Source organism: Pseudomonas sp. (assembly GCF_030150285.1).
In the GTDB taxonomy this organism is placed as follows: Bacteria; Pseudomonadota; Gammaproteobacteria; order Pseudomonadales; family Pseudomonadaceae; genus Aquipseudomonas.
Genome location: NZ_JASLGE010000043.1, coordinates 159,179 through 180,597 on the forward strand (window position 1 = coordinate 159,179; position 21,419 = coordinate 180,597).

The 21,419-nt window shown below is 61.9% G+C and carries 15 protein-coding genes; 10 read left to right on the top strand and 5 right to left on the bottom strand.

The genetic code is table 11. From position 1 onward, the window contains the following. The first annotated feature begins 63 nt into the window (after window positions 1-63). The 4 genes from Q1W15_RS10760 (at window position 64) to Q1W15_RS10775 (ending at window position 6,295) form a co-directional block, all read left to right on the top strand. A complete protein-coding gene (locus Q1W15_RS10760) occupies window positions 64-1,305 on the top strand; it encodes an acyl-CoA dehydrogenase family protein (RefSeq protein WP_300727617.1) in 1,242 nt (413 codons plus the stop codon). A 138-nt stretch (window positions 1,306-1,443) separates the two neighbouring features. After that, on the top strand, window positions 1,444-3,966 hold the full coding sequence (locus tag Q1W15_RS10765; RefSeq protein ID WP_300727620.1) for a TonB-dependent receptor: 2,523 nt from the start codon (window positions 1,444-1,446) through the stop codon (window positions 3,964-3,966). A 69-nt stretch (window positions 3,967-4,035) separates the two neighbouring features. Next, on the top strand, window positions 4,036-5,202 hold the full coding sequence (locus Q1W15_RS10770) for an LLM class flavin-dependent oxidoreductase (protein WP_300727623.1): 1,167 nt from the start codon (window positions 4,036-4,038) through the stop codon (window positions 5,200-5,202). 31 nt (window positions 5,203-5,233) lie between these two features. Further along, complete coding sequence (locus tag Q1W15_RS10775) at window positions 5,234-6,295, top strand: LLM class flavin-dependent oxidoreductase (protein WP_300727626.1); 1,062 nt, start codon at window positions 5,234-5,236, stop codon at window positions 6,293-6,295. 112 nt (window positions 6,296-6,407) lie between these two features. Here the strand turns inward: Q1W15_RS10775 and Q1W15_RS10780 are convergent, their stop codons facing one another. The 3 genes from Q1W15_RS10780 to Q1W15_RS10790 form a co-directional block, all read right to left on the bottom strand. After that, window positions 6,408-8,951 (bottom strand): TonB-dependent receptor, encoded by a 2,544-nt coding sequence (locus Q1W15_RS10780; RefSeq protein WP_300727629.1) that lies wholly within the window; start codon window positions 8,949-8,951, stop codon window positions 6,408-6,410. 165 nt (window positions 8,952-9,116) lie between these two features. Beyond that, window positions 9,117-10,301: an SfnB family sulfur acquisition oxidoreductase gene (locus Q1W15_RS10785; protein WP_300727632.1), complete on the bottom strand. Its 1,185-nt coding sequence runs from the start codon at window positions 10,299-10,301 to the stop codon at window positions 9,117-9,119. A gap of 136 nt (window positions 10,302-10,437) precedes the next feature. Further along, window positions 10,438-12,027 carry an ABC transporter substrate-binding protein gene (locus tag Q1W15_RS10790; RefSeq protein ID WP_300727635.1) on the bottom strand — a complete coding sequence of 530 codons (1,590 nt, stop codon included), beginning with the start codon at window positions 12,025-12,027 and terminating at the stop codon, window positions 10,438-10,440. 305 nt (window positions 12,028-12,332) lie between these two features. Between Q1W15_RS10790 and Q1W15_RS10795 the strand changes: the two genes are divergently transcribed. The 4 genes from Q1W15_RS10795 to Q1W15_RS10810 are packed head-to-tail and all read left to right on the top strand — an operon-like array spanning window position 12,333 to window position 17,201. After that, a complete protein-coding gene (locus tag Q1W15_RS10795; protein WP_300727638.1) occupies window positions 12,333-13,352 on the top strand; it encodes an ABC transporter permease in 1,020 nt (339 codons plus the stop codon). Window positions 13,353-13,355: 3 nt separating this feature from the next. After that, window positions 13,356-14,351, top strand: a complete 996-nt coding sequence (locus Q1W15_RS10800; RefSeq protein ID WP_300727641.1) for an ABC transporter permease — start codon at window positions 13,356-13,358, stop codon at window positions 14,349-14,351. Beyond that, a complete protein-coding gene (locus tag Q1W15_RS10805) occupies window positions 14,348-16,135 on the top strand; it encodes an ABC transporter ATP-binding protein (protein WP_300727644.1) in 1,788 nt (595 codons plus the stop codon). Before Q1W15_RS10800 ends, Q1W15_RS10805 begins: the two co-directional genes overlap by 4 nt. Before the next feature lie 43 nt (window positions 16,136-16,178). Further along, on the top strand, window positions 16,179-17,201 hold the full coding sequence (locus Q1W15_RS10810; protein WP_300727647.1) for an aldo/keto reductase: 1,023 nt from the start codon (window positions 16,179-16,181) through the stop codon (window positions 17,199-17,201). A 103-nt stretch (window positions 17,202-17,304) separates the two neighbouring features. On the opposite strand, the gene Q1W15_RS10815 is transcribed toward Q1W15_RS10810, so the two are convergent. Beyond that, window positions 17,305-18,528 carry an MFS transporter gene (locus Q1W15_RS10815; protein ID WP_300727650.1) on the bottom strand — a complete coding sequence of 408 codons (1,224 nt, stop codon included), beginning with the start codon at window positions 18,526-18,528 and terminating at the stop codon, window positions 17,305-17,307. Window positions 18,529-18,828: 300 nt separating this feature from the next. Between Q1W15_RS10815 and Q1W15_RS10820 the strand changes: the two genes are divergently transcribed. Together Q1W15_RS10820 and Q1W15_RS10825 are read left to right on the top strand one after the other, a co-directional pair. Beyond that, window positions 18,829-19,845, top strand: coding sequence for an ABC transporter substrate-binding protein (locus Q1W15_RS10820; protein ID WP_300727653.1), 1,017 nt, complete (start codon window positions 18,829-18,831; stop codon window positions 19,843-19,845). Between the two features lie 60 nt (window positions 19,846-19,905). After that, window positions 19,906-20,973: an ABC transporter substrate-binding protein gene (locus Q1W15_RS10825; protein ID WP_300727656.1), complete on the top strand. Its 1,068-nt coding sequence runs from the start codon at window positions 19,906-19,908 to the stop codon at window positions 20,971-20,973. Here the strand turns inward: Q1W15_RS10825 and Q1W15_RS10830 are convergent. Continuing rightward, window positions 20,948-21,418, bottom strand: a complete 471-nt coding sequence (locus Q1W15_RS10830) for a helix-turn-helix domain-containing protein (RefSeq protein WP_300727658.1) — start codon at window positions 21,416-21,418, stop codon at window positions 20,948-20,950. The genes Q1W15_RS10825 and Q1W15_RS10830 overlap by 26 nt on opposite strands. Between the last annotated feature and the right edge of the window lies 1 nt (window position 21,419).

Sequence of the window (21,419 nt, forward strand, 5' to 3'; positions counted from 1 at the left end):
AAAGTTATAAGGTCTGCCAATAACGGGCAGGGCACTTTAATTGGCTCGTTAGATGAGGCAAGTGTGACGCTTAATCAAACTCAAGAAGTTCGCTCAATCCCGCCTGTGCCCTCAACGGTCGACGGGTTAACCGGGTTGTTGGCGCGTATTCCGGCGCTGGTCAATGAGATCGCCCAAGGGGCTTCTCGGCGTGACCTGGAGCGCGAATTACCGTTCGCCGCCTTTGCCCTGATTCGCCAGGCCGGGCTCGGTGCGCTGCGCATTCCCCAGGCATTGGGCGGGCCGGGGGGCAGTGTCAGTGACTACATCGAGGTGATCGCGGCTCTGGCCAGTGCCGACCCGAATGTGGCCCATGCCTTGCGTTCGCATTTCAACTTTACAGAAGCGGTCGTCCATAGCCCGGACAGCGCCGAAAAACGCGATTACGTGGCTAAAATCCTGAATGGCCAGTTGTTTGCCGGGGCGCACACCGAAGTCGGCGCGCCGCTGGGCACCCTGGCGACGCGCCTGACCCGCGACGGTGAAGGCTACCGCCTGAACGGCAAAAAATGGTACGCCACCGGCTCGGCCTACGCCGATTATCTGTCCTTCTCGGCCATCGACGACCAAGGCCAACTGATTTCCGTGCTGCTGCCCGCTGACCGGGAAGGGATCCAGGTGCTGGACGACTGGGACGGCATGGGCCAGCGCCTGACGGCCAGCGGCGGGGTGCTGCTGGACAATGTGCAGGTGTTTGCCGATGAACTGAAAAGCCGTGGCCACAACGCCGACGTGGGCCGCCATTGCTCGACGTTGCGCCAGTTGCACCTGGCCGCGTGCGCGGGCGGGGTGGTGCGTAATATTCATCAAGATGCCCTCGGTTATGTGCGCAAACAGGCCCGCGCGGCCATGCACAGCCCGGCGGCTGTGGCCCGCGACGACCACTTTGTGCAGCAAGTGGTGGGCGAAATTGCGGCGAACACCTATGCGGTGGATGCGTTGATTGCCCACACCGCCCGTATTCTGGAGCGCAGTTCCCAGGCGTTACTGGCCAATGACCCGGTGCTGGACCAACAGTTAATTGAAGCGTCGGTCAGTAATGCCCAACTGCAAGTCGTGGTTGCCAAACTGGCCCTGCGTTCGGCCGAGGTCATGTTTGAAGTCGGGGGCGGCTCTGCCACTTCGCGCACTTACAACTTTGACCGCCACTGGCGAAATATTCGCACGGTGTTAAACCATAACCCGTTATTGCATAAAGCTCGTGTGGTGGGTGACTTTTATATTAATGAAACCACCACGCACTTGCGCGAAGGTCTGGTTTTTTAACAGGCCATAAACACCTTTCTTGTCATACCCCGCAGTCAATAGCGCACGCCCCCACCAGGTACCGCCTCTTATAACCCTTGTTACATGGCCAGGAATGTCCACCACGCCAGCAATGAATTGATTTTTTGCAGGTAGTTCATGACGGTTCAATTAAATACCCCGCGCACGGCCCTTGGTTTAAGTGTATCCATCGGCATTATCACGCTGTGCACAGGTGCCGTGGCATTCGCGGATCAAACCGCTGCGCCCCAGGCGAAACCAGACCAGGCGCTGGAAACCGTGGTGGTCACCGGCTCGCGGGCCGAGTCGCGCACCGTGGCACAAAGCCTGGTGCCCATTGATGTGATCAGCGCCGACGACCTGGCGCGCTCCGGCAAACAGAACCTGCGTGATGCCTTGGCAGCGCAAGTGCCGTCTTACACCAATGACGCGGGTTTTTCCGGTGCCACCGGTATCGCGGTTAAATCGGCCACCTTGCGCGGCCTGGGCGGTAACGCCGTGTTGGTGCTGGTCAACGGCAAGCGTCGGCACAACACCGCGCAGATCTTTCACCAGTCGGCGTCAACGTCCAATGGCCAGTCGCCGGTGGACCTTGACCTGATCCCGGTGAGCGCCGTCGACCATATTGAAGTGCTGCGTGACGGCGCGGCGGCGCAGTACGGTTCCGATGCCATTGCGGGGGTGATCAATATCATCCTCAAAAGCAACAACACCGGCGGCCAGGCCACCGCGCTCTACGGCCAGTACGGCCAGCGCGTCGGCCACAAGGGCAATTATGGCGCTACCGGCGAAACCCTGTTCAACCAGGGGTTCGAGCTGCCCAATGACGGTTTTTTCAACCTCAGCGGTGATATCAAGCTTCAGGAAACCAGCAACGTCGCGGGGGCCGTACCCGACCGCACCAAAATGTACGCAGGCAATGACCCTCGTGAATACAGCGAAAGCCGGTACCGCCAGATCATGGGCCAGCCCCGTGCACAAACCTACAGCTTTGCCTACAACGCCGAACTGCCGCTCAACGATGCGCTTGATTTCTACTCGTTCAGCACCTTCAGCCACCGCGATTCAACCGGCTTTGGCACCTACCGCACGGCCAACTCGGCGCAGAACATCCCCGAGATCTACCCCGACGGTTTCCTGCCCAAATTCCGCCCCGTAGAGAATGACTACCAAAGCGTCTTCGGCCTTAAAGGCAACGACGTACTGGGTTGGGACTGGGACCTGTCCACCAGCTATGGCCGCAACGCGGTGAGTTACCACAACGATGACTCATTGAACGCGTCTTTCGGGCCCGCCAGCCCCACCGACATCGACAACGGCGAAGCCATTGTCAGCCAATGGACCAACAACCTGGACCTGACCCGCTCGTTCGACACCGGCCTGTTTGAAAGCCCGTTGCGCGTGGCCACCGGCCTGGAATACCGGGTCGACCGCTATCAGATCCGCAAGGGTGAATTCGCCTCGTATGCCGACGGCGGCTATGTGTACCCGGTGGGTTCGCCCAATGCCGGCAAACGCCCGAGCTCCGGTTCGGCTGGCTGGGGCGGTTTCAGCCCCGAGGCGGCGGGCAGTTGGGACCGCAGTAACATCGCCGGTTACGTCGACTTCACCCAGAAGCTGACCTCGGACTGGGAGTTGAGCGCGGCGGGCCGTTTCGAGCATTACAGCGACGTGGGAGACACCGCCAGCGGCAAGCTCGCGACCCGCTACCAACTGACCCCGACCCTTGCCGTACGCGCCGCCGTCAACAATGGCTTTCGGGCCCCGTCGCTGCAACAGCAGCACTTCTCGTCGAGCACGTCAGCCTGGAGCGCCAACCCGGTGACCGGCGTGCTCAGCCAGAACATCACCACCTATGCGCCCCCTGGCTCGGCGGCGGCTGTCGCCTTGGGTTCCAAGGCGCTCAAACCTGAGAAGTCACGTAACTACAGCATCGGTGTGGTCTCGACGCCGGCCAAAAACCTGGACGTCACGGTCGACCTGTACCAGATCGATATTCAGGACCGCATCCTCCAGACCAGCGCCCTGAGCGGCGTCAACGACCCGAATATTGCCGCGCTGTTGGCCAACGCCGGGTTGAGCACGCAGCAGAGCGTGGCTTACTACGGCAACCTGGCCGACACCCGCACCCGTGGCATCGACCTGGTGGCCGACTACCGCGCCGACTACGGCTCCCATGGGCGCGGCAAGTGGACGCTGACCAGCACCCAGAGCCTGCAGGACATTCGCAAAATCCACGAACCGGAGTCGCTGGCCAGCACCGGCGTGGAGGTCTTGGGCCGCGACAAACGCGGCAACCTCACCAGCGCGTTCCCGAAAAACAAAACCTCGCTGTCCCACACCTGGTTCATCGACGACTTTGAAATAGCGATCAAGGAAACCCGCTATTCCGCCGTCACCGGCCAGAGCTACTACAACCCCAACCGTGACGAAAAGGTCAAACCGGCGTTTCTCACCGACCTGGACGTGGCCTACAACCTCAGCGACCAACTCAAGGTGTCGGTGGGCGGGCAGAACATCTTCAACAAACGCCCTGAGCAGCTCAGCGATCAAGCCAAGCTCTACTACTTCATGCCTGTCGATAACCCGGCGTACAGCTGGTTCTCACCCTACGGCGTGGACGGTGGCTACTACTACGCGCGCCTCGACTATTTCTGGTAACCGCGGGGGTGCGCCGGCCTCGTCGTCGTTGCACCCCGGCCTTTGATTCGCCTCAACAAGGACATCGACATGGCTCACTCTCACGCCCATGACACCTTTCAGCGTGCAGCTTTCCCGACGCCGCTGGACTTCCCCGACAGCCCCTTGAGCAAAGCCTTCCAGCAGCCGCTGCTGCTGGGGGTGTTTTTGAACATGCAAGACATTCGCCTCAGCAACCACCCGACGTCCAACACCTGGACGTTCGACTACAACACCCGCATCGTGCAACAGGCCGAAGCGCTGGGTTTTGAGATTGCGTTCAGCCGCACCCAATGGCTGCCCAAAGGCGGCTACGACGGCGAAGCCTCGCTGGACTCGTTTATCGCCCTGGGCGCGATGGCGGCCGTGACCCGCAGCATTCTGCTGGTGTCCACCATCCACGTGCTGTACGGCCCGTTGCACCCGCTGCACATCGCCAAGTACGCGGCCACCCTGGACCACATCGCCAAGGGCCGTTGGGGCATCAACATCGTCACCGGCCACCGGCCCATCGAGCATGAAATGTTCGGTCGCCCGCAGATCGAACATGACGAGCGCTACCAGTTGGCGGGCGAACTGTTCGACGTACTCAACACCTTGTGGAGCAGCACCGAAAACTTCAGCTACGAAGGCCGCCACGGCTGGAAAATCAAGGACGGCTACATCACCCCCAAACCGCTGTTTGGCCGCCCGGTGCTGGTCACGGCGACCGGCTCCGAGGCGGGCATCGACTTTGCGGCCAGCCAGTCCGACCTGGTGTTTATCACCAACGCCTCCGGTGCCGGTATTCGCGAAACCCTCGAAGACATTCCCGCCCACGTCCAGCGCATCAAAGCCCGTGCCCGCCAGTTTGGCCGCGAAGTACGCACCCTGATCAACCCGATCATTGTCAGCCGCGACACCGAACAGGAAACCCGCGACTACCTCGAAGCCATCGTCGGCAACAAAGTGGCGGGCTCATTCGGCAACCCCAGCGCCTACGCCAGCGATGCCCATGCCTGGCGTGGCCGCGCAGAGGGTTCGCGCAACACCGGGCTGGGCCTGGGCGGCAATATCGAAATCATCGGCACCCCGGAGCAAGTGGTCGAGCAACTGGTGGCACTCAAGGCCGCCGGCATCGACGGCGTGCAACTGAACTTCCACGACTTCGCCGTCGACCTGACGCACTTCGGTGAACGCATTCTGCCGCTGCTCAAACAGGCTGGCTTACGCCTGTGACCCGCTCGCCAACGCTCATCAGGAGCCCTTTATGAGTCTCGAATTTATCGGCCACACCAGTACCCGCCGCGGCGCGGAAGTGATCGAAGCCAGCGGCCCGGTCATCGACAAGGCCTACATCAAACACCTGGCCACGGTGGCTGAAGACAACGGATTTGACCGCCTGCTGATCGGCAGCTTTTCCACCTGGCCCGACAACCATCAGGTCGCCGCCTACGTGCTGCACAACACCGAACGACTGGGCGTGATGCTGGCCCACCGTCCCGGTTTTGTTGCGCCCACCGTGGCCGCGCGGCAACTGGCGACCCTGGACCAGTTCAGCGAAGGCCGCCTTGCCGTGCACATCATCAGTGGCGGCACCGACGAAGACCAACAGCGCGACGGCGACTTCCTGGCCCACGACGAACGCTACGCCCGTACCGCCGAGTACTTGAACGTGGTGAAGAAGGTCTGGCACAGCGATGAGCCGTTTGATCACCAGGGTGACTACTACCGGGTCAAGGGCGCGCAATCGGCGGTCAAGCCCTGGCGCAAAAGCGGCGTGCCGATTTTCTTTGGTGGCTCCTCGGCGGCGGCGTTTGACGTGGCGGGGCAACATGCCGAGGTGTATGCGCTGTGGGGTGAGTCACTGGCGCAGACCGCCGAAACCATCGCCAACGTACGCACAGCGGCGGCCAAGTATGGCCGTGAAGAGCAGATTCAATTCCTGTTGGCCTTTCGGCCATTGGTGGCCGACACCGAAGAGGCTGCATGGGCTCGCAGCCGTGAACTGCTGGCGGCGGCGAAAGCCAAATACCCGGCGGCCCCGGTGTTGCATCAGAACGAAGGCTCCCGCCGCCTGCGCGCGGCGGCGGCCCAGGGCGCGGTGCTGGACGAACGCCTGTGGACCGAATTTGCTGCTGCCACGGGCGCGCACGGCAACTCCACGGCGCTGGTGGGCACCGCGCAACAGGTGGCCGATGCCTTGCTGAAGTACCACGCGCTGGGCGTGAGCAAATTCCTGATCCGGGGTTTTGACCCGGTACCGGACACCTTGACCTTTGGTCGTGACGTCATCCCCTTGGTACGCGCGGCCGTCGCACAGCGCGCCTGACACCCCCATCCTTCACCCGACCGCAGCCTGCGTCAGCGACTACCTGTAGTCGTTGACGCGCTGCGCGAGGCTACGTCCGATCGTAAATGGGCAGAGCCGTATGGTGGGCGGGTTACCAGTCGTAGCTCAGGCGTGCGTAGTAGAACGCGCCGCCAATACCGTAGGGGGTGTTGCGGTTGGCGTAAGGGTCTTCGTGGTTGATGGTAGACGCCAGCGCTTCAGGCTGGTTCGGCGGGCGTTTGTTGAACACGTTGTTGGCCCCCAGCGTGGCTTTGAGGTTGTCGGTGACCAGGTAACCCAGCGCCGCATCGGTGATAAACGCGTCGTGCGTGGTGGAGTCTTGCGCCGGGTTGAGTACGTTGTTCACCACTCGGGTTTTGGAGTAGTAGTGCTCGGTCAGTTGTACCGAGAATTTGCCCAGTTGCCAGTCCAGGGAGGCGCGGGCAATGTTCTGTGGCAAGGCTTCTTCCAGCAGGGTAATGCGCTCCCGGTCGAGCAGGCTGAGCCCGGCGTTTTGCAGTACGGCAGGGTCGTTGACTTTTTTCACCTCGGTCTTGTTGCGCGCGTAGCTCAGGCCCCAGTGCGCCTTGCCGTAGCGGTTGTAGTCGATGTCGTAGTCCAGGCGCAATTCAACGCCGCGTGTCTGGGTTTCGCCAAAGTTGGTGAAGTAGCGCACCTGTTGCTGGCTGGTCAGCCCGGCATCAGTCAGCGCCTTGGCCACCGCCGCGTTGTTGAAGCCGTTAAAAGCCCCCGTGAGGAAAATGCGGTCACGAATGTCAATCTGGTACACGTCCACCGAGGCCGACAGGTGCTCGGTGGGGGTGAACACCAGGCCGAAACTGATGTTGGTGGACTTTTCCGGCTTGAGCGGCTTCGCGCCAAGGGCTCGCGCGGCGGGTGAGTCGGGGCGCAAGGTGTCGTAGTAGTAAGACAAGTACGAGGTGTTGGTGATCGGGTCGTTGACCGGTTGTACCGTGGCGCTCTGGTAGTTTTGCTCGGCCAGTGACGGTGCACGAAAGCCGTTGCTCAAGGTGCCGCGTGCCGCGATCACGTCGTTGAACTGGTAGCGGTTGGAAAACTTGCCCGCCACTGCCGAGCCAAAGTCCGAGTAGTTCTCGTACCGGATGGCCAGGCCGCTGTCCCATTTCTCGGTGATTTTTTGTGCGAAATCGACAAAGTACGCGGTGTTGTGCCGGGCCTCGTCAAATTCGAACTCGGGGTTGAACCCCGTGAGGAACGCCGTGCCGGCCCCCGCCAGTTTGCCGCGCAGGTTCACGGCCGGGTAATCGTTGGGGTAACGGTAACCGCCCCCGGCATAGGAGTAGTACTCTCCCGCGCCCAGCGACAGGGTGTTGTAGCGGTACTCGGTGCCCACCGTGACATTGAGCGGGCGCTCCAGCAGGCCTGTTTCGAAGGCGCGCTGGCCGGTCAGTGAGGCGATGCTTTCGGTAAATTTGAGGTCACCGGCGTGCAGGTTTTGCAGCGGGATCAGGGCCCCGAACGAGGGGTTGGTGGTGTTGAGGATGTTGATGTCGGCACGGTTCTGGCCATAACTGAGGCCCGCGTCCCAGCTCCAGCCCAGAATGTCTTCGGCCTTGAGCCCCAGGTTGACCTGCATGTCCTCTTCTTTGGTTTGCAGCCGCGAGCTGTAGCCGCCGGGGGTGGTGATCACGTTGGCGGTGGCGTTGGTCTCGGAGCGGAACGAGCCTTTTGCCTCAGACCGGCGCGGGCTGTAGGTGGCGAAAGAATACACTTCAAGGTTGTCGTTCAGGGGCACGGCGAGGTTGTAGGCCGCGCTGGTGCTTTCCTGGATGGGCACCACCTCGTAGTTTTCCGGCACGTTGCGGTTGACCGTGGCTTCACGGGGGTCGCCTTCGGCGGCGTAGATTTGCCAGATGGCTTTGGACGGGTCTTTCCACGGCCCCACGGTGTGGCTGTCGCCGGTGTTCAGGTACGACAGGCTAAGGTTAAGGAAACCGCCGTTTTCACCCAGGGCAAAACCCGAATTGAGGCCGCCGGTCCAGGTGGCCCCGGCATCGCCAATGCCGCCGACCTTGGCCACGTCATGGTTGTACTCGCCATAGGATACATCGGCCGAACCGCCGGACGCCGCCGATTTGAGGATCACGTTGATCACCCCGGCGATGGCATCCGAGCCATATTGGGCGGCGGCACCGTCGGTCAGCACTTCGACCCGCTCCACCGCCGACAGCGGAATCAAGCCCAGGTCGGCGGCGGAAGAACCCAGGGTCGCTCCGCCGCTGTTGTTGATCAGCGAGGAACCGTGGCGGCGCTTGCCATTGACCAAGACGAGCACCTGGTTGCCAGACAGCCCGCGCAGTGACGAACCGCCGACGTTCTTGGCCAGTGCGCCTCCGTTGCTGTTGATATTGATGTACGACGGCGTAACCAGGGACAGTGCCCGGCGCAGGTCGCTGGAACCGGTTTCGCGCAGGGTCTGGCCCTGAATCATCTGCACGGGGGACAGGGCCTTGAGGGCCGTGGTTTCGACCCGGGAGCCGGTCACCACCACGGTGCCCAGGCGGTTTTTATCCGCTTCGGTTTCGGCGCGGGCCGTCTCCAGTGGCGCGAGGGACGCAGCCCCCACGGAAAGGACGACACCCAGGGTGTGACGACGTGTGTGAAGTGTAGACATGTGTATGGATCCGGTATTGCCTCTGCATTTATTGAGTGTGTGCAGGAATGGTTCGACGCTGGCTGGTTTAAGCCTGGCAAGGGGTCAGCAGTGTGGGGCGGCGGATGCTGCGTTTTCTGAATGTGGGGGTGGGTCTTGGCCCTCCTGTGTTGGGGATCTGGGCGCTCAGCCGAGCAGGTGATACTTGCCGATCAGGTTGAATTTCCAGGCCACCGGGTCGTGCACCGTGTGGGTGCGGGCGTTGCGCCAGTGCCGGTCGAAACCGAACTCAAGGCGCGTCGAACTGGCCCCACCGAGCTGGAACAGGGTGTTGCTGGCCAGCAGGGCGGCTTCGGTGGTGAGAATCTTGGCTGCGGCCAAGGCCGAAGACACGGCGTCCGAAGGGCCTGGCCCCTGTTGCGCGGTGACCTCGTCAAACAGCAGGGCGGCCCGTTCCAGCACGGCTTCACCGGCATGGATGCGGGTGTGCAGGTCACCGATGATGGCCAGTACATAGGGGTCTTGCTCAACGGCCTGGACCCCGGTGCGGGCGTAGGGGCGGGCGTGGTTACGCACGTAATCGAGGGTGTCTTTGAACGCGGCGCGGGCAATACCCAGGTCGAGCGCGCTGTGGAACAGGTCCGGGATGCCGTAGGTGTTGGCGGTGGTTTTGCCCTGTTCGGAGTCCAGCACATGGCTGTGCTCCACGCGCACGTTGTCCAGCAGCAGGGTGCCGCTGGCGGTGGTGCGTTGGCCGAAACCGTCCCAGTCATCAAGGATGGTCAGGCCCGGTGCATAGCGGTCCAGCACGGCGGTTTTCGACAGGCCGTCTTCGTCCACGCAACCGATGGAAATCAACTGTGAAAACAGCGCGCCGGTGGCATAGGCCTTGGCCCCGTTGACGCGGTAATGGTCGCCTTCGCGGGTGATGCGGGTGCGGGTGGTGCCGGCGGGCAGGCTGCCGCCTTCGGCGTGGCCATTGCCCCAGCGATAACCCTGCAGGATCTTGCCGAAAAACAGGCGTTTTTGATCTTCACGGCCGACGGCTTCGATCACGCTGGATGCCAGCACAATACTGAGCAGCAATTGGCCGATGGACGCGTCGGCCTCGCCAATGGCCGCCACCACGCGGGTGAGGGTGAGGTAGGACACATCGGCACCGCCGTATTCGCGGGGTACGCGCAGGGCCAACAGACCGTGGCGGGCGCAGTCTTCCAGTTCTTGCCAGGGCAACAACCGTTCCACGTCCCGTTGTTGGGCATTGTGTTTGAAGCGGGCCGCCAGTTGCTCGGCAATCTGCACCGCCTCTGCATCGCTGCGGATGATATGGGCCGGGGTGTCAGGTGGGGCGATGGTCAGTGCTGAAGTCATGGGCAATGCTGTTCCTTGATAAAAACATCCCTGGGTACGCTCTTGTTAAAAGATCGTGAGCAAGCTCGCTTCTACAGGGGGTGGGTGTCAGGCCGGGTTGTAGGAGCGAGCTTGCTCGCGATCTCTACGGGGGGGTTCAGGCCGGGTAGTGGGCATCCGCGAAGTTGCCGTACAGCGCTTCTGATGAGTTGAAAAAGTCCTGCAGGTGTTTTTGCGTCACCACCACGACGGTAGGGGAGACGATGGGGATTTTGGGCAGGTCGGTCAGGGCGATAAGCTGGAATTCGTCGTACCAGGCCTTGCGCTTCACCGGGTCGAGTTCGGTCTGGCCCAGCTCCAGCAGTTCATCCACCCGTTTATTGGCATAGCGTGAACCGTTGGAGAAGGCGATGCCGGGCTTGAAGTTGGTCGAGGCATAGAAACGCTGTGTGCCCATGACCGGGTCCGGCCCGGCGGTGGCGGTGATCAAGGTGGTGTCGAAATCGCGGCGGGTGTACACGCGGTTGACGTACTCGGGGAAGTCCTGGGCGCGAATCACCAGTTTGACGCCGATTTTCGCCAGGTTGCTGCGCAGGTAATGGGCGATCTGCAGGGTTTCGCTGGTGGGGTTGGGGTCGTTGAACACGGTAAGGCGTACACCCTTGGCGTCCCTTTTCAGGCCGGCTTCTTCCAACAGGGCTTCGGCCTTGGCCAGGTCAAAGGGGTAGCGCGGCACGGCGTCGTTGTAAAAGTCGCTCATGGCCGCTGGAAGCGTGCTGTACGCCGGTTGGGCAAAGCCGAAGTAGATGTTTTTGACCACAAAGTCGCGGTCAATGGCATGGGCGAAGGCCTGGCGCACGCGCACATCCTGGAACACCGGTTTTTCCAGGTTGAATTCAAACCCCACCAGCCCGGGCGAATAGGGCGCGCTGATTTCACTGACCTGCAACTGGCGAATGCCACGCAAGCGCTGGACGTTGCTCAGGGCCACGCTGGCCAATTGCACCGCTTGGGTTTCGAGGGCGGCCGAGGCAGCGCTCAGGTCGGGAATAATACGAAAGATCAACGCGTCCAGATGCGGTTTGCCGGTGTCCCAGTACTGTTCATTGCGCACCAGGTTAATGGACACGCCCCGGTCCCAGCGCTCGAACTTGAACGGGCCGGTGCCAATCGGTTTGAGGTTGTACGGGTTGGTCAGCGGATTGCCGTTTTCATAGACATGCTTGGGCAACACTTGTGCATCGGTGGACGACAAGGCACTGAGCAGGTAAGGCGCGGGGCTCGACAGGGTCAGCACCACCTGCAACGGCGTCGGCGTTTGAACCTTGATCACCGGGGCAAAGGTGATGATCCCCCGGGAATTGAACGTGCGCCAAATGTGTTCCAGGGTGAACGCCACGTCCTGGGAGCCGAACGGCTGGCCGTCATGCCAGGTCACCCCGGGGCGCAAATTGAAGGTGTAGACCAGGCCGTCGGGGCTCACCTGCCAATCGGTGGCCAGGCGCGGCACGGGCTGGCGCTGGGCGTTATACGACAACAAACCGTCGAACACCTTGCTGGTCACGGTGTAGATCGTGCCGTCGGTGGTCAGTGCGTTGGTCAGGATTGAAGGTTCGGGAAACTGTGACACCACCAGCGTCTGCTTGCCGTCCACGCGGGCGAACACGCTGGATGCCTGCGTCAGCACGCCGGCTCCGGCGGCCAGAATGAGAGCGTCTTTAAGAAACAGCCTTCTTGTGATCGACATGCGATACCTGCTCGAAACAACTAAATAAAAGAATGCAACTTCGGGTCTAAGGTTAGAACCTGAAGTGTATTTAAAGAGGCGTGATCAAGAGGCTGTTCGGTTGGGCGTCAAAACAGTGATGTGAGCCTAACGGATACTTTCAAACGTGTTCAAGTGCACGGGTTAGATCGTTAAGTTCAGTTGCCATGCCGAGGCGGATAATAAGTTTAGAACTTTTTCGCCGGTGTGAGTTTGAAGTAATTGAGGTATTAGTGTTCGCCGTTAATGCCATTTTCCTTTAATTGATTGCCTTTGCAGAGTATTCAATGCCGGCCAGTACTCTTTATCAGCGTTTTACGCGACGGTTTCGCTCTGGGTTTAGCGGCCCGCTGGTTCGCGCCTTGCCAACGGCGGCCGGGGTGATTGTGCTCAACTTTGTGCTGTTGCAGATGGTGCCCGGCGATGCGGTCGATGCGCTGGTGGCCGAGGCCGGGTCGGCCACGGCCCAAACCACTGAACTGCTGCGCCAGCAATACGGCCTGGACAAGTCGCCGCTGGCCCAGTTTGGCGACTACCTGGTGCAGTTGGGGCACCTGAGCCTGGGCGACTCGCCGCGTTACGGCATGCCGGTGATGGATGTCATCAGCCAGCGCTTGCCCAATACGTTGATACTGATGGGGCTGGCCTTGGCGATCTCGCTGGGCGCAGGCATTGCCCTGGGCACGGTGATGGCACTGTGGGCGGGCCAATGGCCGGACCGGGTGCTGTCATCGGCAGTCTTTGTGCTGTATTCAACGCCCGGGTTCTGGATCGGCCTGATGGCCATTGTGCTGTTTGCGGTCAAGCTCGACTGGTTGCCCGCCGGCGGCGACAGCACCATTGGCGCGGGGCTGGCGGGCCTCGATGCGTTCGTCGACAAGCTCAAGTACGCGATTCTGCCGGCCTTGACCCTGGCCAGTTTCTTTGTGGCGATCTATGCCCGCCTGACCCGCGCCTCGGTGCTTGATGTGCTGAGCCAGGATTACGTGCGCACCGCTCGGGCCAAGGGGCTGTCGCCGTGGCGCATCACCCTGCGGCACGTGCTGCGCAATGCACTGCTGCCCCTGACCACGGTGGCCGGGGCGCATTTGGGCGGTTTGCTGGGCGGCGCGGCGGTGGTTGAAACCGTGTTTGGCTGGCCGGGCATTGGCCGCTTAACCCTGGAAGCGGTGCAGGCCCGTGAATACAAGGTGCTGTTGGGCATTTTGTTGATGTCGTCGTTTATCGTGATCCTCGCCAATGTGCTGGTGGACGGGCTGCATACGCGGCTGGACCCGCGCATCGCGGCCCGTTTGAAGGGGGGCTGAGGCATGCGCCTGCAAACCCCGAGTTCCGCGCCGGTGCTCACTCATCCGGCCCGCAGTGGCTGGCGTCAACACGTGGGCAGCCTGATGCTGGGCCGCTGGGCACCGGGCATTCAGCGCCTGACCGAACCGCCGCACGCGTTGCCGCAGGCTCCCCGCAGCGGCTGGCCCGTGGCCCGTGCATTGCTGCGCTCGCCCGCTGCGGTGGTGGGCCTGACGGTGCTGCTGTTGATCGGCCTGATGGCCTTGAGCGCCCAGTTTTGGTACCCCGGCGACCCGCTGGACATGGTGGCCCAGCCGTTGCTGACCCCGGGCGAGGACTGGCAGTTTCCGTTGGGCACCGATGCCCTGGGCCGTGACCTGGCGGCCGGCATTGTGCATGGCGCGCGGGTGTCGCTGCTGGTGGGGCTCACCGCCGCGACGGTGAGTGTGGTGCTCGGCAGCCTGGTGGGGGCGTTGGCCGGTTACTACGGCGGTCGGGCTGATCGGGTGTTGACCTGGCTGATCGAGATTTTCCAGACCACACCGTCGTTTTTGCTGGTGGTTGTGGTGGTGTCCATCACTCAGTCCACCGTGGGCATTATCGCGGTGGTGATCGGGCTGACCTCATGGGACACCGTCGCCCGGCTGGTGCGCGCCGAATTTCGCGCCCTGCTCAGCGCCGACTTCGTACTGGCAGCGCGCAGTGTGGGCTACAGCACACCCTGGATCATCTTTCGCGAAGTGCTGCCCAATACCGTGGCCCCGATCATCATCACCGCTTCGGTGATCGTGGCCTCGGCCATTCTGACCGAGTCGTCCCTGGCCTTTCTGGGCGTGGGCGACCCCAACACCATTAGCTGGGGCAGCATGATCGGCAGCGGCCGTGACCTGTTGCGCAGTGCGCTCTACCTTACGGCGATTCCGGGCCTTGCCCTGGTGATCACTGTCTTTAGCCTGAACCTGCTGGGCGACGCCCTGATCAGTGCCCTGAACCCACGATTGCGCGGGAGAACCGCATGAATGCTGTAGCCAACGTCGATGATCATCGTCACACCTTGTTGAGCGTGTCAGACCTGCGGGTGAATTACGGCGACTACTGCGCCGTGAAAGGCGTGAGTTTCCAAGTGGCGCGGGGAGAAACCCTGGCGCTGGTGGGCGAGTCGGGGTGCGGCAAGTCCACCACCGCGATGGCGCTGATGCGCCTGTTGAGCGGGCGGGCCGAACTCACGGGCACGGTGGATTTCGAGGGCCTGGACCTGTCTGGCGTCAGCGATGCGGTGATGCGCAACCTGCGCGGCAACGATATTTCCATGGTGTTCCAAGACCCCATGACCTCGCTGAACCCGGTGTTGAGCATCGGTGAGCAAATTGGCGAAGTGCTGCGCCGCCATCGCGGCCTGTCGCGCCAGGCGGCCCGCGCCGAATCCCTGGCCCTGCTCAAGAAGGTACGCATTCCCAACCCCGAGGCGCGCCTCGATGACTTTGCCCACAACCTGTCCGGCGGCCAGCGTCAGCGGGTGATGATCGCCATTGCCGTGGCGTGCAAGCCGCGCCTGCTGATCGCCGACGAACCCACCACTGCGCTGGACGTGACCGTGCAAGCGCACATTCTGCAATTGCTCAAGGACTTGAGCGAAGAGTACGCCATGGGCCTGCTGCTGATTACCCATGACCTGGGCGTGGTGGGCCAGTGGGCCGACCGCGTGGCGGTGATGTATGACGGGCTGATCGTCGAGACGGGCAGCACCGAAGCGATCTTCACCACACCGCAGCACCCCTACACCCAAGGGCTGTTGGGGGCTTCGCTGCGGCTGGACAGCGACACGCACTATGCCCGTGCGTCACTGCCGGAAATCAATGTGCAGCGGGGGGCGGGCGGGCAGATCCACTTCGACCTGCACAGCTACCCGCGTGTGGCCAAGGCGCTGGAGCCCGACCGCGACGCCTTGCCGCCGATTCTGGACGTGCGCCACCTGCGCACCGAATACAAAACCCGCCAAGGCCCGGTGGCCGCCGTGGACGATGTGTCGTTCACGATTCGGCCGGGGGAAACCCTGGGGTTGGTGGGGGAGTCCGGGTGCGGGAAATCGACCCTGAGTAAAACCATTTTGGGGCTTATCCGTGCCAGTCACGGGGAAATTCTGCTCAATGGCACCAATATCGCGGCATTACCTGAAAAACAACTGCGCGCTTACCGGCCCTTTGTGCAGATGGTGTTTCAAGACCCTTATGGCTCACTCAACCCGAAGCACAGCGTGTACCGCATTCTGGACGGTGTGCTGAAAAACCATGGCATCAAAGAGGCGCAACAGCGCAGCCAGCGCATCCTCGACATCATTGCGCGGGTGGGCCTGCCCCCCACGGCGGTGTGGAAGTACCCTCACGAGTTTTCCGGCGGTCAGCGCCAGCGTATTGGCATTGCCCGTGCGCTGATCTTGCGGCCATCGTTGGTGATCCTCGACGAAGCGGTGTCTTCATTGGACGTGTCGGTGCGCGCCCAGATCCTCAACTTGCTGGCCGACCTCAAGGACGAGTTCGGCCTGGCCTACCTGTTTATTTCCCACGACTTGTCAGTGGTCAAGTACATGGCCGACCGGGTGCTGGTGATGCACGACGGCAAGATCGTGGAAGAGGGTGCCCACGACGGCATCTGGAAAAACGCCCGCCACGCCTACACCCAAAAACTGATCGGCTCCGTGCCGGTGCCGCGTTACCCGGTGGCCGACGACGAGTCGGTGCCCTACACGGATTCGGCCTGGCAAGACCTGCCGGTGGCCATGCTGTTGTCGCGTTTTGCGATCTAGCTTCACCTTTGAATCAACCATCAACCCCCTTTTGGGAGAGCGTATGAGCACCATCGAGTACCGCAACCTGGGCCGTAACGGCATCAAAGTGTCACCGATCACCCTGGGCACCATGATGTTTGGCGGCCAGACCGAAGAGGACGTGGCCAAGCGCATTGCTGATCGCGCCTATGAGCAGGGCATCAACGTTATCGACACGGCCAATGGCTACAACGGTGGCGCTTCGGAAGAAGTGGTCGGCCGCCTGATTGCCGACCGCCGTTCGCAATGGGTGTTGTCGACCAAGTTCGTCAACCCCAACCCGGGGGCGCAGGGCCCGAACGACCGCGGGGCTTCGCGGCACAACGTGATCCAGTCGGTGGACGCCAGCCTCAAGCGCTTGAACACCGACTACATCGACCTGTTCTACCTGCACCGCGAGGACCACACCACACCGGTGGAAGAAACCTTGCGTGCGCTGTCGGACCTGATCCGGGCGGGCAAAATCCGGTCTTACGGGTTGTCTAACCACCGTGGCTGGAAACTCGCTGAATTCAGCCGCACGGCCGATTTGCTGGGCATCGAACGCCCGGCGGCCAGCCAGCCGCTGTACAACCTGGCCAACCGCCAGATTGAAAACGAACACCTGCCGGCGGCGCAGTACTACGGCATTGGCGTGGTGTCTTACAGCCCGTTGGCCCGTGGCGTGCTCACGGCCAAATACGACCCGAACCAGCCGCCGTCCGAAGGCACCCGCGCCGGGCGTAACGACAAACGCCTGCACCAGACCGAATGGCGGGCCGAGTCGTTGAACCTGGCCCAACGGGTCAAAGACCATGCGCAGGCGCGCGGCATCACCCCGGGGCAGTTTGCCCTGGCGTGGGTGCTGAACAACGCATTGATCACCTCGGCCATCGCCGGGCCGCGCACCGAAGCGCAATGGAACGACTACGTGCCGGCGTTGAACTACGCCTTTACCGCCGAAGATGAAGCGTTTATCGACGACCTTGTCATCACCGGACATGCCTCCACCCCCGGCTACAACGACCCGAGCCATCCGTTTGCAGGGCGCAAATCGCGGGTTTGATGCAAACAGGCGGGGGGAATCCCCTCCGCCTTCTGTACCGGGCTGGTCGCTGGCGCAACCATCGTTAGCGCTGAATGGCGCAGTGATGGGTTTTACGGTGCTTTCAGCTTTTCTCCAGGTACCAATGTCGCCATTGCGGTTGAGCCAGCAGCAGGCCTGCAATGCCGGCCGCCACTACCCCCCATAAGGCGATGGTGCTGGCCACGCCCAAGCGGTCGGCGATGTAGCCGGCAACCACCGTCGCCAGAGGCTGCAAGCCAAACCCGATGATGCTGAACAACCCCATCAAGCGCCCGCGCATGGCAGGCGGCGAGAGGATTTGCACCAGGCTGGTACAGGTCACCATGGCTTGTGAGGTGGCCAGCCCGAACATGAACAGCGCCAGCAATTGCACGGCCAGTACGTCAGTCAGGGCCGAGACCACCAGCCAACTGCCCATCCAGATCAGTGTCATCGACAAGGTCAGCCCCATGCGCCGGATATGGCTGATCACCGGTGACAAGAAAAACGCATAAATCAATGACCCACTCGCTGCCGCGCCCAGCAGCAGGCCGGTACGCTGCGGGTCGCCGTGGGCCACGGCCGGAAGCAGGGCCAGGGTGCCCAGGCCAAACATCGTCAGCGCCGCACAGCACAGGTAGGTGTTGCGCAACGTCAACGTGCGGCGAATATGGCCGATGGCCTCACCCAGCGCCACCTGATTGCCCGCATCGGGCCGTCGCTGCTGCACCTGGCTTAGCGACAACAGCGAGGCAATCACCACCCAGTACGACAGGCCGTTGGCCCAGAACGCTGCGGACATGCCGACCTGGGCCACCAGATAACCCGCCAGGGTTGGCCCCAGTACGCGGCAGACGTTGAGGATCATGGAGTTGATGCTGATGAGTTTGCGGATGTTGTTCAGGCCTGCCAGGTCAAACAAAAACGCCTGTTGCGTCGGGAAATACACCGAGTTGACGCAGCCCATTAAAAAGGCGAACACGAAGATATGCGTCAGGTGGGCCTGATCGGCCTGAATCATGGCCGCGATAAGGCACGTTAGCGCGATTTCAATCAGATGGCAGCCAATCAGCAGTTTACGGCGGTCGTAGCGGTCGGCCAGCGCGCCGGTAAACAGGCTGAACAGCAGAATTGGCAGGCTGGAACACAGTGCGCTGACCCCCAGGGCAAATGCCTGGCCGCCCGACAGTTGATACACCAGTAGCGCCATGGCGGTTTGTTGCAGCCAGATGCCGATCATCGACACCGCTTGGCCCCCCAGGTAAATGCGGGTATGGGCCGACTTTAACGGCGTAAAGTTATTCAGCCACAGTGAAAGCGCAGACATAGTGAGGTTATATCCATAGAACAAACTTAATAAAAGGGGGGGCTGAAATCGCGCTGTAATCTGCGTAATGAAGTCAGGGCTGTCAATGGCTGTGCAGTCATAAACTCAGAACGCAATAATCTATAGGCCGCCACCGGGTTTGTTTTACACTCGTTGCACCTCGCACGGGGCGTTAGTTAATTATCTTTAAAACAACGCGAACTCAATGCCGTGCGACAACGTCCGTCATTATTGTGGTTTGTAAGTTGCCGCGCCGTGATTAAGTTGCGGTGTGCACTTATCTTGATAAGAGCGGATGGCATGACGGATTTAAAACTTTGGTATACCCGTTGCCCGACACCGACGCCCTTGGGGCTGGCGGTGAAGTTGGGGTTTCTTGAGGCGGCACTGGCGCAACAGTCGGTGCGCGTACAGTCGCTGCAAAGCGCGGCCGACGAAAAAGTGCGCGCCAGCCATTTTGATCATTCCCAGCCTTGGTCGTTTCGCCAGGGCGGCAATATCCCGCCGATTCATGCCCGTGCCAGTGGCCGCGATACGCGCCTGATCGGGATCAACTGGATCGACGAATTCCAGGCGGTCATCACCTTGCCGTCGACCGGCATTACCCAGGTCTCGGCGTTGGTGGGCAAGCGCCTGGGCCTGCCGCGTCAGCCGCCAGGCCTTATCGATTTTCAGCGCGCCACCGCCCTCAAGGGGTTGTTGTCGACATTGAGCGTTGCCGGCATTGCCCGTGAGGCGGTGCGTTTCGTGGATGTCGCCACCTGCACGCCACTGTTGGGCAGTGCGGCACCGGGCTATGCCCAAGGGATTCGTCGCTTACCCTATGCGGCTGAAATCACCCAGTTGATCCGGGGTGAGATCGACGGGTTTTTCGTCAAGGGAGCAGAGGGCTTGAGTGTTGCCCGCCAGTTTGATGCGGTGTTGCTCAGTGAAACCGGCCGCCATTCCGATCCGGCGATCCGCATTAATAACGGCACGCCCCGGTTGCTGACAGTGGACGGCACCCTGGCCCGTGAGCGGCCCGATCTGGTGCAGACCTTGCTCAGTGCCGTGCAACAGGCGGCCGAGTGGGCGGCGCAACACCCGGATGAAACCCGGCGTTTTGTGGCGCAGGAAATTGGCGTTAGCGAAGAGGCGGTGAGCGCCGCCTTCGGCCCCGAGTTGCACCTTAAATTCAGCACCGCCATTGATGCACCGGGCCTCGAGGCCATTGGCTCGTTCAAGGATTTCCTGCGGGTCGAAGGCTTTATCGACGCGGACTTTGACGTCCAGACGTGGGCGTATGGCGAGGCCCGCGCCCCCTTAACAACCACCTGACTGCGTGTCGGGCTTGCCCTTTCAGTTCATTGCCAAGCGAACCCTCTCAGGAGTTGAACCATGTCAGAAGCCTTGCTTAACAACCGGCCCGAGACCCGCGCCCCCGCACAGCCGACCGCCATCTGGTATACCCGCTGCCCCGTGCCGACCACCTCGGGCATCGCCCAGCACAAACGTTGGTTGCACAACGAATTTGCCCGTCACGGCATTCAACTGGACTCCATTCGCGCGTCTGCCGACCGCGCCGTGCGCGAGTCGCATTTCCGCCACAGCCTGGCCGGCAGTTTCCGTGAAGGCGGCAACGTACCGCCGATCTGGGCCCGTGCGCAGGGGCAAGACACCGTGGTCGTGGGCATCACCTGGGTGGACGAAGAGCAGTTTGTGTTTGTGCGCGGTGACAGCGATATCCACACCGCGGCCGATTTGCGCGGGCGCAAACTGGGGGTTGTGCGCAAGGCGGCCAGCGATCTGGTGGATGTGGGCCGCGCCGAGGGTTTGCGCGGCTTGTTGACCGCCTTGCACCTGGGCGGCGTGCCCCATGACAGCGTTGAATTCGTCGATTTGGCCACGGCCGAGTGGGACCTCAAAGAGGTGGCCCAGCACCGTGAAGACCACCACGCCATCCCCACCCGAGCCTTGCTAGACGGCGTCGTCGACGCGATTTTTATCAAAGGGGCGGGCAGCGCCCGGGCGTTGGCACAAGGGTTGCGCCCCATCGTCAACCTCAACGAGCAGCAAGACCCGTTCTTGCGGCTGAGCGCGGGCTCGCCCCGGCCCATCACGGTCGACCGGCAGACCTTGATCGACTCGCCGCAGATCGTGGCGCGGTACCTGGCCGTACTGCTCAAGACGGCTGAGTGGGCGCGCGAGCATCCGCAAGACGTGCTGAGCACCCTCGCGGCGGAAACGGGGGTCAGCGAAGACGATGTCGTGCGTGCCTTTGGCCCCACGCTGCACCTGTCGTTCGAGCCGAAGTTGAGCGAGGTGTATGTTGAAGGCTTGCGCCGTCAGAAGGACTTTTTGCTGGCGCAGGGGTTTATCGACCACGACTTTGACGTCAACGCCTGGGTTGACCCGTTACCGCTTAAACAGGCCCGGGCACTCAAGGACGAGATTGAGCTGGGCTGATCAAAGGTGCACTGAAACGCCGGGCCGGGAGGTCCGGCGTTTTGCGTTTCAGGCCACCGGGGCCGATGGCGCTGAGCATCGCCTGAAATCGCGCGCACTCGGCATGGCGTGGGGCAGGGCAGGCGGCTGCACGGCGCAGGGCATCGCGCAGGGTGCACAAGTGTTGAATGGTGCGGTCCAGTTCATCGGCCTTGTGCGCGAGTCGTTGGTGGTCAATATCAGGTTGGCCGTTTGCGTCCAGCATGGTCGCGATGTCATCCAGAGAAAACATCGCGGCCTGCCCGAGGGCAATCAAGGCCAACTGTTCCAGCACACTGGCCGCAAACACCCGGCTCAGGCCGCGACGGCCGATGGAGCGGATCAGGCCTTTTTCTTCGTAGTAACGCAAGGTCGAAGCGGGCAAGCCAGAACGCCGCGCCACCTCCCCGATGTCCATCTCTTTCATG